This window comes from Desulforamulus aeronauticus DSM 10349, from assembly GCF_900142375.1.
Taxonomy (GTDB): domain Bacteria; phylum Bacillota; class Desulfotomaculia; order Desulfotomaculales; family Desulfotomaculaceae; genus Desulfotomaculum; species Desulfotomaculum aeronauticum.
This window is the reverse complement of the sequence record NZ_FRAR01000006.1, coordinates 140711-155066: the sequence shown is the minus strand read 5'-3', so window position 1 is coordinate 155066 and position 14356 is coordinate 140711. Positions and strand designations below refer to the sequence as shown.

The following is a 14356-nucleotide window of genomic DNA, read 5'->3' as shown; positions in this document are numbered from 1 at the left end:
GATAAGGGAATGAGGAGGTTGTTTCTATGTATACTGAAAAGGTAATGGATCATTTCACCAACCCCCGTAACGTGGGAGAAATTGAAAATGCAGACGGAGCGGGCCAAGTGGGCAATCCCAGCTGCGGTGACATCATGAAAATCACCTTAAAGGTAGAGGACAATATCATTAAAGACATTAAGTTTAAAACCTTTGGCTGTGGTGCAGCGGTGGCTACCAGCAGTATGGTTACTGAAATGGCTTTAGGCAAGACCATTGATGAAGCCCTGCAGATTACCAATAAGGCTGTGGCTGAAGCTTTAGAAGGACTGCCTCCGGCTAAAATGCACTGTTCCAATTTGGCTGCAGATGCTTTAAAAGCAGCTATCGAAGATTATCAGAAAAAACAAAACGCGTAGGTGAAGCCTTTTGGCAACCAAACAAAGAGTATTAGTAGCCATGAGCGGCGGAGTAGACAGTTCTGTCACCGCCGCCCTTTTACAGCAACAGGGGTATGAGGTTGTCGGAGTAACCATGCAAATTTGGGACCCGGACGTTACTGTGGTGGATAACGATTATGTGGGCTGCTGCTCTCTAACCGCAGTGGACGATGCCCGGCGAGTGGCGGATATATTGGGCATCCCCTATTATGTCCTTAACTTCCGGGATCTGTTTACGGAAAAGGTTATTCAATATTTTGTCGATGAATATTTTCAAGGACGTACGCCGAACCCTTGTATTGCCTGTAATCGATTTGTTAAGTTTGAGGCATTGTTGCAAAAGGCCCGGCAAATGGGCTTTGACTACATTGCCACCGGTCATTATGCTCGCCTCAGTTACAGTGAGCCATACGGACGCTGGACAGTACAGAAGGCTTTGGATGAGCGAAAAGACCAGACTTATGTGCTGTATAGCTTCACCCAGGATCAAATTGCGCACACCCTAATGCCCCTGGCCGGATATACCAAGGATCAGGTGCGGCAAATGGCCAAAGATTGGGGATTACCTACCCACTCGAAACCAGAAAGCCAAGAAATTTGCTTTGTACACGATAACAATTATCGTAACTTCTTGGATGAGCGTACGAAAGGCGGTATTCAAGCTGGCCCGTTCCTGGATTTACAGGGAAACGTTATCGGTCAGCATAAAGGAATTCCTTTCTATACCATCGGCCAGCGTAGAGGTTTGGGTTTGGCTACCGGGGAAAGAATCTATGTGGTGGATATTGATGTAGAGAACAATGCAGTGGTGGTAGGGCCGGAGGAGTCTATTTGGGGTACCGAACTTATTGCCTCCGATAATAATTTTATCCTGTTTGAAGACTTGACCTCCCCTAGGGAATTAGCAGCTCAGGTTCGTTATAACAGCAAACCTTCCCCGGCCTTGCTTGAACCCATGGAAAAGGGCCTAGTAAAGGTTACTTTTAAATATCCCCAGCGTTCCATCACCCCAGGACAAGCGGTGGTGTATTACCAGGACGACTACCTGGTGGGTGGTGGTACCATTGAAAAATCAGCAAGTAAATAGGAACAGCGATAAGAGTACCGTTACAGGTGCTCTTTTTTTGCTTTGGGGGTCCATTAGCTATTGGTAAGTCAAAATTTTAACATTTTCAGATCAAGTGAATTACCTGTGCATTATTACTAAAAAATCTGGCTATAATACTTGACAGTTAGAATTTTCGTAAGGAGGCTCCTTACTCATGAACTGTCCGGTTTGTGGAGGAAAAGCCACTGGCAAAGTTGGTATTGACCAGTATTACTGCTGGGATTGCTGTGTTGAGTATCGCTTAAATAAAGAAGGCGTGGATGTTTTTGAAGTAGCTGAAGATGGCAGTTTAGTTTCCTTTGACCCGCACAACACAGGCTTATATTAGCTCTTGGAGGTGAAGGGATAATGGGATTTTGGCGGGGTATTGTTGCCGGTAGTCTGCTTGGAGCGGCTCTGGGTATGTTTCTTAAGCCGCAGAGAAAACCTGAGCGTATGCTTATGAATACCACCCGGAAAGCTGGACGCCGCGCCCAAAAAATGATGAAGGGCATGAGCAAAAGGGTCAATGAAATGATGAAGTAAATTAAGGAGTGGGGACACTAGTCCTCACTTTTTTAATCTTTCTTAAGATAGGAGAGAATCCGGTGCCCTGGTGGAAGGAAAAGCGTACCTATCGGTATCTTTTTGTTGCTTTATTAGTTGGCCTAATTTTTTACTTTTTGTATTTGGTACGGGGGTTACTGTTACCATTTGTATTGGCCATTGTGCTGGTCTATTTGTTAAACCCACTGGTAGAACGCATGGAAAAACGTGGTTCGCCACGGGTGGCAGCTATTTTAATGCTGTATTTGGGAGTCATTATTGTGGTGACTAGCCTTCTTATGTATGGGGTACCTCGAATGGTTAACCAACTGGAAAAACTGGTGGAAACGATCCCAACCTATACAGATCAGGTAGAACAGTTGATCAACCAGATACAACAGCGTTTTGCCGATAGTGCCATGCCACCGGGAGTGCAGCAAATAGTGGAGGAACGAATTACTTGGGTAGAATTAAAAGCAATGGAAATGGTGCGAAAAGCCATCGATCTTTTACTAGGCATTTTAAGCAACTTGTTCTACATTGCTTTGGCACCAGTGTTGGCCTTCTATATTATGAAGGATTTAAAAGAATTAAAACAATGGGCCATTTCCCAATTTCCCCGGCAATGTTATGCTGATGTCCTGCGACTGGCTGGAGAAATTGATCAGGTGTTTACCAATTTTGTGCGCGGTCATCTTACTGTAGTCCTAATTGTGGGTGTTCTAACCAGCTTGGCCTTTGCTTTGATTGGTTTGGAATTTGGCGTTATGTTAGGTATTATTGCGGGACTGGCAGAATTAATTCCTTACTTTGGGCCACTCATTGGTGCAGTTCCTGCCGTGGCCCTGGCTTTGTTGCAGTCCAAATGGCTTGCTGTAAAAGTAATTATTGTTGTAGTGATTATTCAACAATTGGAGGGAAATGTCATTTCGCCAAAAATATTAGGCGACAGTATAGGGCTGCATCCCTTAGCTATTATCGTTACTCTATTGGCCGGGGGACATCTTTTTGGCATTGCAGGGATGCTGCTGGCCGTACCTCTGGCTGCTATCGCAAGAATTTTGGTTAAGTTTACCTGGGAGAAGTTATGTTAAAGGCTATTCCTTTGGGGCACTGGCCATTGGGTATTGGTTAGTAGCTCTTTTTATTTTTAAGGCCAAGGGCTAAGGGCCAAAGGCTAGCTTGACCACCTGGCAACCAATGCTATAAAATATAAATATTTGAAGAATTTGTGAGTTTTCGTTGATTTATGGTGAATTCACCAAGTAGGAGGTAATATCCATTGATGACCGGAAAAGAAATCAGGGAAAAATATCTAAAGTTTTTTGAAGAGCGGGGTCACCAGATTCTTCCCAGCGCTTCCCTGATCCCCCATAACGATCCCAGTATTCTATGGACAGCAGCTGGTATGGTACCTTTTAAGCCTTTTTTTACCGGACAGGCTGTATCGGAATATAAACGGGCAACCACTTGCCAAAAATGTATTCGTACGCCGGATATCGAGGTGGTTGGCCGCACAGCCAGACACCATACTTTTTTTGAGATGCTTGGCAATTTCTCCTTTGGCGATTATTTTAAAGAAAAAGCTATTCCCTGGGCTTGGGAGTTTGTCACGGAGCAGCTTGGTTTGCCAAAGGAAAAATTGTGGATTACCATTTATCTGGATGATGATGAAGCCTTTGAAATTTGGCACAAGGTGGTCGGGATTCCGGCTGAGAGAATTGTTCGCATGGGTAAGGACACCAATTTTTGGGAAATTGGTGTAGGTCCTTGCGGCCCTTGCTCTGAAATCTATATTGATCTTGGCGAGGCCAGAGGCTGTGCTGACCCGGATTGCAAGGTTGGTTGTGATTGCGACCGGTACTTGGAAATTTGGAATCTGGTATTTATCCAGTTCTTCCGGGATGAAGAGGGCAATTACTCTCCTTTAAAAAATAAGGGAATTGATACCGGTATGGGATTGGAAAGGGTTGCTTCGGTACTACAGAAAGTGAACTCCAATTTTGATACCGATTTATTCCGGGAAATTATGGATTATACCGCAGATTTGGCTGGCCAAAAATACGGTAATAATGACAAGATTGATTTAGCGCTGAAAGTTATTGCCGATCACTGCCGAGCCGTTACTTTTGCCGTTAGCGACGGAGCTCTACCGGGCAACGAAGGAAGGGGCTACGTTATACGTCGCCTGTTGCGGCGGGCGGTACGGTTTGGCCGGGTATTGGGTGTACGGGAAACGTTCCTGTATAAAGTGTCCCAGGCTGTTATCCAACAGATGCAGGAAGCTTACCCAGAATTGAAGCAAAAGAGTGAGCATATCCTGCGGGTAATCCGTACCGAGGAAGAGAGGTTTTTGGAAACTCTGGCAGCGGGCAGTGATATTTTATCCGCTCTCATTCACGAAGCAAAGGCCGCCGGAGTTAGTGAAATCTCCGGTGATGATGCCTTTAAATTATATGATACCTTTGGTTTTCCACTGGAGCTAACCCAGGAGATTGCCGAAGAACAAGGCCTTAGTGTGGATGAAGCTGGTTTTACTGCAGCTATGGAAGAACAACGTAAACGGGCCCGCAATGCTCGCCAAGAGACGGAATATTTATCTGAACGGGGCGTTATGTATAAGGCCCTACGGGAAGAACTGGGCGAAAACCGCTTCATGGGTTATGGTACCTTGGCCACTGACTCCAATGTATTGGCGCTCCTCAAGGATGGACTGCAAGAACTTTCTGCGGTAGCCGGGGAAGAGGTAGAAATTATTCTTGATGTAACCCCCTGTTATGCCGAATCCGGCGGCCAGGTGGCAGATTATGCTATTTTACGTGCCACCGACTTGGAAGTGGAAATTACTTCTGTACATCGGCCGGTGGAAGGCCTCATCGTCCACCGTGGCAAAGTGCGCTCAGGTATTCTTAAACGCCATGATGCTGTCAAGGTGCAGGTGGAACCAGTTCGCCGGCAGGAGATCGCCCGTAACCACTCTGCTACACACTTACTGCATAAGGCCTTACAAGAAGTTCTAGGTGATCATGTTAACCAGGCCGGCTCCCTGGTGGAACCAGATCGCATGCGTTTCGATTTTACCCATTACGCTGCCGTAACCCCGGAAGAACTGAGTTCTATTGAACAATTGGTGAATAACGCGGTGCTGTCTAACCTACCCATTGAGGTTTTTGAAACCTCGTTGGCCAAGGCCAAGGAATTGGGGGCAGCAGCGCTATTTGGAGAAAAGTATGGCAAACAGGTACGGGTGGTTAAAATGGGTGATTACAGCCTGGAACTTTGTGGTGGGACTCACCTCACCTCCACTGCTGAAGTGGGACTGTTTAAGATTATTAATGAGACCAGTGTGGGTGCTGGACTGCGTCGTATCGAGGCAGTAACCGGACAGGGTGTGCTCCGATATTTGGCTGCCAAAGAAGAGCAATTGCAGGAAATCGCTGCTGTTATCAAGAGTCCCACCCATGAATTGGTGCGTCGGGTAGAAGGATTGGTGCAGCAAAATAAAGCCCTGGAGCAGGAGATTGAAGCCCTGCGGAATAAACTGGCTAAATCAGAAGTGCAAGAGATTCTCGGACAAGTTCAGCAAATCAAAGGAGTTCCGGTCTTGACCGCAGTGGTAGCGGCTCCTGATATGGACAATTTACGCAGTATGGTGGATATGCTGCGGGATAAACTGGGCAGTGGCGTTATTCTGCTGGGCAGTGCTGCCGGGGAAAAGGTCAACTTGGTGGCAGCCGTAACCAAGGATCTGATGGGCCGCGGCCTGCATGCCGGTAATTTAGTAAAGGAAATTGCCAAAGTAGTTGGCGGCGGCGGCGGCGGTAGACCGGATATGGCCCAGGCTGGTGGTAAAGAACCTAGCAAACTTGAAGAAGCAATTGCTAAAGTTGTCTCAGTTGTAGAAGCTCAAATTAAATAACATCAAAGGGAGACGGTGCCTGGCGCTGTCTCCCTTATGTTTTGCGAATAATTTGGGTATGGTGTTAGCTAAGTTTTTCTAATTTGTAACCTTATCCTCTCATAACTCATATGATGAACCATCAAAAGTACTTGGTTTGCTTATGGAGAAGGGGGTACAATAATGTTTTATCAGCCACCCAGAAAACCCGGCCCCACCAACAAGGGAATGCCTGTCATGCCTAGCTTGTTTCCGGGGTTAAATCTAAACCTTGATGTAGACCATATGCAGGTCTTAGGAACATTAGTCATGATGGGTTTGAGTAGGCGGCCGGGATTTAAGGAGGAAATGGAACAGATGATGGCTTTTCTTACGAGAATGCAGGAGTCTGCTGAGGCCATCTCTGTTCACATGGAAACTGTGCATTCGGAGTTTCAAAAGGTTAAGACAAAAATGGCCGACAGACCAACGCCCAAGCAAATCCCTCAGGAAGTCAACAGAAAAGAATTAAGGCCGTACCATTTTAATCCGCTGCTAAACCATCTTTTTAGACTTATGTCCTATTAGGCACCATCTAGGTGCCGTTTTTATTGAAACGAAGGCAGGGTTGTATGCAATAAAACGAACCTTTCAGTTATTTTCTCAACAAAATAGAGGGAAATGGAATAATGTGTTGAATTAATATTTCATATATAGGAAATATTAGGACTGGGAGGTCTTTGCCATGGCTAATGATTTTTCTCAAGAAACAGTAATGTTTAAAGTCCAGGCGGAAGAAGTTAACCAGGCCCGTGAAATACTACTAGCCGTTTATTCTGCCCTGAAAGAAAAGGGTTACAATCCCATAAACCAATTGGTAGGCTATCTTTTATCCGGGGATCCGGCTTATATCACAAGCCACGGCAATGCCCGTAGTCTTATTCGCAGGCTGGAAAGAGATGAACTCCTGGAAGAATTAGTAAAGAATTATTTGGAAAAGAAATAAGCCCCAAAGGGCTATCATTTCACTTTCAGAAATTATAACATTTCAGGCCTCCGCCAACGGAGGCCAAGCTTTTCTATTGAGGTTAGCGTATGGAATATAGAACTTTGGGGGACACAGGCATTCAAGTGTCCCGTTTGTGTTTCGGAGCCCTGACTATCGGACCTCTGCAGTCAAACTTACCACTGGAAGAAGGAGCTGCCGTAATTGCCAGGGCCTTGGATCAAGGGGTAAACTTTATTGATACTGCTGAATTGTATCGCACCTACCCTTATATTCGGCAGGCTATTCGGGGACGGCAACAGGAAGTTGTTATTTGCAGTAAGTGCTATGCCTACACCCGAGAAGGCATGCAAGAAAGCCTGGAGGCGGCCTTGGCTGGTATTGACAGAGAGTATATTGACATTTTCATGCTGCACGAGCAAGAGTCCTTGCTTACCATCAAAGGACATTGGGAAGCCTTAGAATATTTATTTGAAGCCAAAAGAAAGGGACAGGTTCGAGCCGTGGGGATTTCCACCCATCACGTGGCGGCGGTACAGGCAGCAGTGGAGATTCCAGAAATAGAAGTAATCCATCCGATCATCAATATTACCGGCATTGGTATTGCCGATGGCGGTGCGGATGATATGCTGGCAGCCATTCGCCGGGCCCACCAGGTTGGCAAAGGTATTTACGGCATGAAAGCCTTGGGGGGCGGCAATTTGCTTCCCAGATCCCAAGAGGCCTTACAATTTGTTCTGGGGCTATCCGAATTGGCCTCGGTTGCAGTGGGTATGCAGAATTTTGCGGAGGTAGATTATAATACCCGCTATTTTAGTAAAGCTGATATACCGGATGATTTATCTCAAAAGGTAGCCCAACAGGCCCGGAGACTACATATTGATGAGTGGTGTGAGGGTTGTGGCGCCTGCGTGGCCAGATGTGGGGCTAAAGCCCTTTTTTTAGAGGGGGGACAAGTTAGGGTTAAAGCCGAACTTTGCCGCCTTTGTGGCTACTGTGGATCAGTTTGTCCGATGTTTGCTATCAAAGTTATTTAGGATTAGGAGTTTAAACGAATGCGTATTATGGGTTTAGATGTGGGAGACAAGACCATTGGAGTTGCCCTAAGTGATCCCTTGGGCTGGACAGCCCAGGGTTTGGAAGTGATTCGCCGGGAAAATATCGAGAAAGATTTCACGCGCTTAGATGAAATTATTCAAGAGTATCAGGTAGAGAGGATCTTGGTGGGCTTACCCAAAAATATGAATGCCACCATTGGTCCCCAGGGTGAAAAAGTGCTGGCCTTTGTTGAACAATTAAAAGACAAATTTGCTCTGCCCGTCAAAACCTGGGACGAACGGCTTAGTACGGTTGCTGCTGAAAGAATGCTAATTCAGGCAGATGTCAGCAGAAGTAAGCGCAAAAAGGTGATTGATAAAATGGCTGCGGCGGTTATTCTACAAGGATATCTGGATGCCGGGGCTAAGTAGGTCAAGGAGAGAATTTCTTGACAGATTATGAAAATTTAAGTACAATACAGACAATCTTTGGAAATGGGGTGCAAGATATGGCAGAACAAGATGAAGTAATCACATTGATTGATGAGGATGGTGCAGAACACGACTTTAACGTGATCGACGTAATAGAGGTAGAGGGTTCTGAATACGCCATTTTACTTCCTGTAGAAGACGAATCCGATGAAGCTGTCATCCTGAAGTTTGCTAATGACGAAGATGGCAATGAAATTTTAGTAGACATTGAAAGCGACGAAGAGTGGGAAAAAGTTGCCGATGCTTGGGAAGAAATGGTTACTAAAGAGGACGAAGAATAAGATTTTTGGCCAAAGCCAGACAGGTATTTACTGTCTGGTTTTTTATTTTATTTTTAGAAAATACTTTTAGACATCAGGTAAAACTAAGGCGGGATGTGTTTTTACGAGCCTCCTCAAATTTGCTGGGATTTTTGGAATAGCTGCAGTCTGTCCCTAGTAAGATATAGCTAGGACATAGTTCTGGAGAGGAGGCCTCCGGTTGAACAAGCTAAAATATGCAGTGATACCCCTGGTATTACTGGTAGGGGTAGCTGTTTATCTGGCATCACAGATGAGTTTTGGTCCCACAGACAGGGTTTTACCAGGTGTCTATCTGCTTGACACGGATCTATCAGGTTTAACCGAGGAACAAGCTTTGGCCTCTATCCAAAAGCTAGAGCAAAAATTTCGGCAACCTATCATGGTAAAATACCAGGAGTTTAGCTGGGCCTTGCCAATGAGTCGGGTGGATTTAAGAATTGACTGTTCTAAACAAGTACAACGAGCCATGAAAATTGGCAGAACCGGCTCCTTGTGGCAACGTTTCACCGAGCGTCGTCAGGCTTTCGAGGGATTGCATCTTAAACCGGTTATTTTTTTAGATATATTGCTGCTGGAGAAAGTGGTGGATGAAGCTGCAGAGGTAATTATGGTGACGCCCAAGGATGCAGGGCTGATTATTCATGCAGATAATTCGGTGGAGATATCTCCCAGTCATAGCGGCAAGTTAGTGTCAATTGGACAGTTGGAGCAGGATATCAAGCAAACCTTGCTAAGTAATGCCAAAGAACCGATAGAACTGAGACTTATTGAAGTCCCTCCGAATCGGACTACTGAGGCAGTACAGGAGATGGGAGTAGATACCCTGCTTGGGGTGTATACTACCTATTTCGAACCCGACAAAATAAACCGGGCTTATAATATCAGCGTGGCAGCGGCCGCCATAGACGGACTAACTGCTAGCCCCCAGGAGGTCATATCTTTCAATGAGGTGGTGGGTCCTAGGAGTACAGAGGCAGGTTACAAAGATGCCCCGATCATTGTCAATAACGAATTAGTAGATGGCTTGGGGGGCGGTGTTTGCCAAGTATCTACTACCTTGTACAATGCGGTGTTGTTGTCTAATTTAGAGGTTGTAGAAAGAACCAATCATTCCATGCCCATATCCTATGTTCCCATTGGCAGAGATGCTACGGTAGTGTTTGAAGCGATTGATTTTAAATTTAAAAATAATACCGATTATTGGATTTACATCCAGTCCTATTCAAGGGGAGGCCAGTTAACAGTTAAGATTTTTGGCAACAAGAGCTATAAAAGGGATGTGGTACTCCGTAGTTGGGTGGAGGAAACCTACCAACCAGAAAACGTTGTGGAGAAGGATTACAGTATTAAAATGGGTGATCGGGTGGTTAAACAAAAGGGAGCTCAAGGCTACAAAGCATCCGGGGAAAGAATTGTGATGCAGAATGGTAAAGTGATTCGTGTAGAAAAATTGCCGGGTAGTGTTTATAAAGCTAAAAATCAGGTTATTTCTCAGGGTATGTCTCCTCCCGGTTCGATCCTGGAAAACCCGGATATGTCGGTGAATAAGGTGCCTGAAGAAAGCTTAGAGTGAAACGCTGTTCCTGAAGTGGGCAATGGAGAAGTGAATTTAACAAATTCTAGATGGGTAGAGATTTTAACCCATCATTTTCTTTTTTTTTGCAGGATTTGACAAAGAGGTAGGGAATTTTATATACAAAACTAAGGGGTTTCGGAGGTAAGGGGATGGAGATAATTAATAGATCCATTAAACGCCAAATGGCTGTTACGGTGGTAGGAGCCTTGTTTTTGTTATCACTGATCCTGTTGTTTATATCTTATGAGCATGTTAAATCGGAACTAACTACAGCAACAGAGGAAAAAGTAAAAAGTGACTTGTTACTGGCAGAGGCTCTTGCTAATGCCATGTACCCAGGTCCTTGGGAGATCAAGGGGGATAAACTCTATAAAGGTAATAAACTCATTAGTGGAGATTATGAATTTGTAGATTACATTTCTCAGTTAACCAACAATACCTGTACTATTTTTCTGGGAGATACCAGAGTTTCAACCAATGTGAAAAATGATGCTGGTGAAAGAGCGATCGGAACTAAGGTTTCCGAGCAAGTAAAAAAAGTGGTACTGGAACAGGGGAAAATCTATAGTGGACCAGCCATCGTAGTCAATAAGCCTTTCGAAACTGCCTACATGCCTATTAAGGACACGGCTGGTAAGACGCTGGGAATTTTCTATGTCGGGGTGTCTAAAGAGCGTCACGAAAGTGCCATTCAGAAAAATTTTTACCTGCAGGTAGTTATTAGCCTCTTGGTGATGGCTGGGGTCGCTTTGTTATTTAGAGTGCTGATTGGCCGAACCATTTTACAGCCAATAGAGAAACTAATGAATGCCATTCAAGCCTTGGAAAGCGGGGATCTTAGCCACCGGCTAACGTTGAAAGGAAATAATGAATTGTCTAAGCTGGCGGGGGGAGTTAACCAGATGGCCGGTTCTCTGGAAAGCATTCTACAGCAGGTAGCTCAGCACAGTTCTACCCTGGCTGCCCAGAGCCAAGAAACTGCGGCTGCCGCCCAGCAAATCGGTGCTATGGTGGAGCAGATCACCAGTAACACGACAGAGGTAGCGGCCACTGCGGAGCAGGGTTCCGCCGCTGCTAACTATGCTGTGGAGCAAGTAACCAGGGTAGAGCATAACGCTCAGCAGGGAAGTCAGGCTGTTCAGGGAACAGTAGCAAAAATGGACTCCATTCAAAAATCTGTACAAGGCACCGCTGATTCCATTGGTATCCTGAATGAGCGCTGTCAAAGTATTGGGCAAATTATAGAAGTTATTAAAAATATAGCCGAACAAACTAACCTGCTGGCTCTCAATGCTGCCATTGAAGCAGCCAGGGCTGGGGAAAGTGGCAGGGGTTTTGCCGTTGTAGCCGAAGAGGTTCGCAAATTGGCGGAGCAATCCGCGAAGGCGGCAGACGATATCACCGATCTTATTGTGCGGGTGCAGCGACGGGCTACCGAAGCGGTAAAGGATATGGGGCAGAGTGCTAAAGAAGTGAATGATGGTGTAGAGATAGTTCATCAAGCAGGGAGTTCTTTAAATGTAATTATGGAACAGATAACGGATATGTCCCGGATGATCAAAGAGATTACGGTAGGGATTAATAGTACCAGTGAGAGTACTCAGCAGTTGGCTGCCAATAGTGATCAAATCAATACCTCCATCCAGCATTTAGCCACTGCCAGTCAAAGCCTAGCCCAACTGGCCCAGGATATGCAAGGATCTATTAGTGAGTTTCAGCAATAATTTGGGGTGATATGATGGATGGGCAGGAATTTCTCAAGAAAACCTTACTGCAGGCGGAATTAAACCGCCTGCGTCACGGTAACCCCGAGGCAGATGCGGTCAGACTTCCTGTGGATTGGGGCTTAATTGCGGGCGAGCACTTTGGCCACCTCCTGGCTGCCTTACGCAACCAAGATAAAGATGCCATAGAAAAAGAAGTGCTCCATGTCTCCGCGGTGTTATTAGAGTTGCACGATGCTTTAAAGAAATAGGAGTTCTTTTAGAAAAAGAAATTTGCTTTACAATTAGGAAAATAAAAAGTAAGATAAAAATCTAAAACTTATTGGAAAAATTGCTGGCCCTCAGACATATACATCTATCTAAGGATATTTGGGGCAAGGAGGGGGCCTAGCTTGAAAAGAATAGTTGTTTGTGGCCGTAATGATGGCGGTAAATCTACTATCCTGGGTGAACTGTACAAAGGCTTGAAGAATCGTAATTTTCAGCCCCTAGCAGTTGGCTCAGGGGTACAGGACGAAAAGCCTTATTTACTAAAGGGTATAGAGCCGAGCTATTTAACGATTGCAGTGCCGGAACCAGGCAGAGACATTGCTTCGGATATTGAAAGAGTTATCCGCAATGCTATCAATCAAATTAAAGAAAAGAACAAGCTTATAGAAGGTGCCCGTAAGGCTCTGGAAGAACTTAACAAAGTTAGATCGGTATTGGAATTGGGCAACCTATCTCAGAAGGATATCCCAAAAGCAGCTTCGTTACCGAATGTAGTTCTAATTGAAGCTGTGGGTATTAATGATGGCTACAAGGCGGATGAGTGCCGTAAACTGGCCGATGTGCTGGTAACCATCATCCCTGCGGGCTTGAAGGGTGAAATCATTATGGAACCAGGGAATTTTCTGCTGGATGAAGCGGATATTTTGGTGGTGACCAAAGTGGATGAGACCCCCAGGGAGATTACTTCCACCACCCTTAAATTATTGCAGCGAATTTATCGTAGCAAACCGATTATTCCAGTGGTAGCTACCAAGGGTGTACACATTAATTTGGTCTTGGATGAGGTAGTAAAGGGTTTGGCTGATCCCATGATTTTATTTGAAGCAGTTTTGCCTGAAGAAAAAGGACTTAATAAAATGAACTAAATTTCTCAGCATCTCTCCAGGCGAGGGATGCTTTTGTTTCTTTAAGGCCACTCTTTCTTGTCCAATTAAACGTAAAAATGTTATAATTGATCTAATTAACTAAAGGTTGTGTTTTGTTTGGTTGGAAAATTAAAATTTCAAAAAAGAATGGCTCTCTTATTATCCTTGGTGATTTTTGGCATACTCTGGCAGTATGCCTTCTCGTTGTTGAAGCCGTTGGATACTTCCGGTCAGGCACCAAATGTATTGATTCAGGTGGCTCCCCAAAGTCATACCGGGGAGATTGCTGAAAAACTTAAAGAGCAGAAAATTATTCGTAGTGCCACTGCCTTCCGTCTCTATGCCCGTTATCACAAGCTGGATAGTCAGATCAAAGCAGGCTTATATATGCTTAATCCGGCTATGTCTACCGAGGAGATTTTAACTATCTTGGTTCATGGGAAAACTGCCACCAAGACCTTTACCATTCCGGAAGGCTATACCCTGAAACAAATAACGAACAGCTTGGCTGATAAAGGTCTTATCCGGGAAGAGTTATTTTCTGATCTGTTGGTTACTGGTAAATATGATTATCCCTTTTTAAAAGGACTTCCTACCGGTGAAAAGCGTTTAGAAGGGTATCTGTTTCCGGAAACCTATAATATCAGCTTAGACAGTACAGAAAAAGACATCATTAATGTCATGCTGGCAGGCATGGATAGACAGATTAAAGAATTAAAGCTTGAAGAAAGAGCCAGAGCATTAAATCTTACCTTGCACCAGGTTATGACCATTGCTTCCATGATCGAGCGGGAGGCGAGTAAAGACGAGGATCGCACGCTCATTTCCAGTGTTATTCATAACCGTTTAAGAAAGGATATGCTCTTACAGATCGATGCTACAGTGGAGTATGCACTAGGGGGACATCGGGAGAAAATATATTATAAAGATTTAGAAGTGGACTCTCCTTACAATACTTATAAATATAAAGGGCTACCAGTGGGGCCTATTGCTGCACCGGGTAAGGAGTCCTTAGTGGCGGCCGTGACGCCAGCCCAAACCGAATATCTTTATTATTTAGCCAAACCCGATGGCTATCATGTCTTTGCCAAGACCTACGCAGAACATATGCAAAATAAAGCTAAATACATAAAATAAAATGAGTTTCAAATGAG

General features: G+C 44.9%; 16 protein-coding genes. All 16 read left to right on the top strand.

Annotated features, from left to right (window positions below; all coding sequences use genetic code 11):
• Nucleotides 1-26 precede the first annotated feature (26 nt).
• The 16 genes from nifU (at nucleotide 27) to mltG (ending at nucleotide 14339) form a co-directional block, all read left to right on the top strand.
• Nucleotides 27-398: a Fe-S cluster assembly scaffold protein NifU gene (gene nifU / locus BUA78_RS03115; protein WP_072910863.1), complete on the top strand. Its 372-nt coding sequence runs from the start codon at nucleotides 27-29 to the stop codon at nucleotides 396-398.
• Between the two features lie 10 nt (nucleotides 399-408).
• A complete protein-coding gene (gene mnmA / locus BUA78_RS03110) occupies nucleotides 409-1506 on the top strand; it encodes a tRNA 2-thiouridine(34) synthase MnmA (RefSeq protein ID WP_072910862.1) in 1098 nt (365 codons plus the stop codon).
• A 175-nt stretch (nucleotides 1507-1681) separates the two neighbouring features.
• Nucleotides 1682-1855 (top strand): hypothetical protein, encoded by a 174-nt coding sequence (locus BUA78_RS20080; protein WP_175548957.1) that lies wholly within the window; start codon nucleotides 1682-1684, stop codon nucleotides 1853-1855.
• Nucleotides 1856-1875: 20 nt separating this feature from the next.
• Nucleotides 1876-2052, top strand: coding sequence for a YtxH domain-containing protein (locus BUA78_RS19840; protein ID WP_139257224.1), 177 nt, complete (start codon nucleotides 1876-1878; stop codon nucleotides 2050-2052).
• Nucleotides 2053-2114: 62 nt separating this feature from the next.
• Nucleotides 2115-3146 (top strand): AI-2E family transporter, encoded by a 1032-nt coding sequence (locus BUA78_RS03105; protein ID WP_072910860.1) that lies wholly within the window; start codon nucleotides 2115-2117, stop codon nucleotides 3144-3146.
• A 191-nt stretch (nucleotides 3147-3337) separates the two neighbouring features.
• A complete protein-coding gene (gene alaS, locus BUA78_RS03100) occupies nucleotides 3338-5971 on the top strand; it encodes an alanine--tRNA ligase (protein WP_072910859.1) in 2634 nt (877 codons plus the stop codon).
• Between the two features lie 162 nt (nucleotides 5972-6133).
• Nucleotides 6134-6517, top strand: coding sequence for a hypothetical protein (locus BUA78_RS03095; RefSeq protein WP_072910858.1), 384 nt, complete (start codon nucleotides 6134-6136; stop codon nucleotides 6515-6517).
• Nucleotides 6518-6674: 157 nt separating this feature from the next.
• The gene (locus BUA78_RS03090) at nucleotides 6675-6935 is read left to right on the top strand and encodes an IreB family regulatory phosphoprotein (RefSeq protein WP_072910856.1); all 261 of its coding nucleotides are present in this window, start codon (nucleotides 6675-6677) and stop codon (nucleotides 6933-6935) included.
• Between the two features lie 89 nt (nucleotides 6936-7024).
• The gene (locus BUA78_RS03085) at nucleotides 7025-7972 is read left to right on the top strand and encodes an aldo/keto reductase (RefSeq protein WP_072910855.1); all 948 of its coding nucleotides are present in this window, start codon (nucleotides 7025-7027) and stop codon (nucleotides 7970-7972) included.
• A gap of 18 nt (nucleotides 7973-7990) precedes the next feature.
• Complete coding sequence (ruvX, locus tag BUA78_RS03080; RefSeq protein WP_072910853.1) at nucleotides 7991-8404, top strand: Holliday junction resolvase RuvX; 414 nt, start codon at nucleotides 7991-7993, stop codon at nucleotides 8402-8404.
• 77 nt (nucleotides 8405-8481) lie between these two features.
• Nucleotides 8482-8745 carry a DUF1292 domain-containing protein gene (locus tag BUA78_RS03075; protein ID WP_072911003.1) on the top strand — a complete coding sequence of 88 codons (264 nt, stop codon included), beginning with the start codon at nucleotides 8482-8484 and terminating at the stop codon, nucleotides 8743-8745.
• A gap of 199 nt (nucleotides 8746-8944) precedes the next feature.
• The gene (locus BUA78_RS03070) at nucleotides 8945-10339 is read left to right on the top strand and encodes a VanW family protein (protein ID WP_072910851.1); all 1395 of its coding nucleotides are present in this window, start codon (nucleotides 8945-8947) and stop codon (nucleotides 10337-10339) included.
• Nucleotides 10340-10491: 152 nt separating this feature from the next.
• The gene (locus BUA78_RS03065) at nucleotides 10492-12066 is read left to right on the top strand and encodes a methyl-accepting chemotaxis protein (RefSeq protein ID WP_072910840.1); all 1575 of its coding nucleotides are present in this window, start codon (nucleotides 10492-10494) and stop codon (nucleotides 12064-12066) included.
• 11 nt (nucleotides 12067-12077) lie between these two features.
• Nucleotides 12078-12317: a hypothetical protein gene (locus BUA78_RS03060; protein WP_072910839.1), complete on the top strand. Its 240-nt coding sequence runs from the start codon at nucleotides 12078-12080 to the stop codon at nucleotides 12315-12317.
• Between the two features lie 141 nt (nucleotides 12318-12458).
• Nucleotides 12459-13202, top strand: a complete 744-nt coding sequence (locus BUA78_RS03055; RefSeq protein ID WP_072910837.1) for a P-loop NTPase family protein — start codon at nucleotides 12459-12461, stop codon at nucleotides 13200-13202.
• Between the two features lie 117 nt (nucleotides 13203-13319).
• A complete protein-coding gene (gene mltG, locus BUA78_RS03050) occupies nucleotides 13320-14339 on the top strand; it encodes an endolytic transglycosylase MltG (protein ID WP_238456697.1) in 1020 nt (339 codons plus the stop codon).
• Nucleotides 14340-14356 lie beyond the last annotated feature (17 nt).

Excerpts from the sequence above, each read along its gene's own strand:
- nifU (WP_072910863.1), top strand. The coding sequence starts at position 27 with ATGTATACTGAAAAGGTAATGGATCATTTCACCAACCCCCGTAACGTG.
- BUA78_RS20080 (WP_175548957.1), top strand. The coding sequence starts at position 1,682 with ATGAACTGTCCGGTTTGTGGAGGAAAAGCCACTGGCAAAGTTGGTATT.
- BUA78_RS19840 (WP_139257224.1), top strand. The coding sequence starts at position 1,876 with ATGGGATTTTGGCGGGGTATTGTTGCCGGTAGTCTGCTTGGAGCGGCT.
- alaS (WP_072910859.1), top strand. The coding sequence starts at position 3,338 with ATGACCGGAAAAGAAATCAGGGAAAAATATCTAAAGTTTTTTGAAGAG.
- BUA78_RS03095 (WP_072910858.1), top strand. The coding sequence starts at position 6,134 with ATGTTTTATCAGCCACCCAGAAAACCCGGCCCCACCAACAAGGGAATG.
- BUA78_RS03090 (WP_072910856.1), top strand. The coding sequence starts at position 6,675 with ATGGCTAATGATTTTTCTCAAGAAACAGTAATGTTTAAAGTCCAGGCG.
- BUA78_RS03085 (WP_072910855.1), top strand. The coding sequence starts at position 7,025 with ATGGAATATAGAACTTTGGGGGACACAGGCATTCAAGTGTCCCGTTTG.
- ruvX (WP_072910853.1), top strand. The coding sequence starts at position 7,991 with ATGCGTATTATGGGTTTAGATGTGGGAGACAAGACCATTGGAGTTGCC.
- BUA78_RS03075 (WP_072911003.1), top strand. The coding sequence starts at position 8,482 with ATGGCAGAACAAGATGAAGTAATCACATTGATTGATGAGGATGGTGCA.
- BUA78_RS03065 (WP_072910840.1), top strand. The coding sequence starts at position 10,492 with ATGGAGATAATTAATAGATCCATTAAACGCCAAATGGCTGTTACGGTG.
- BUA78_RS03060 (WP_072910839.1), top strand. The coding sequence starts at position 12,078 with ATGATGGATGGGCAGGAATTTCTCAAGAAAACCTTACTGCAGGCGGAA.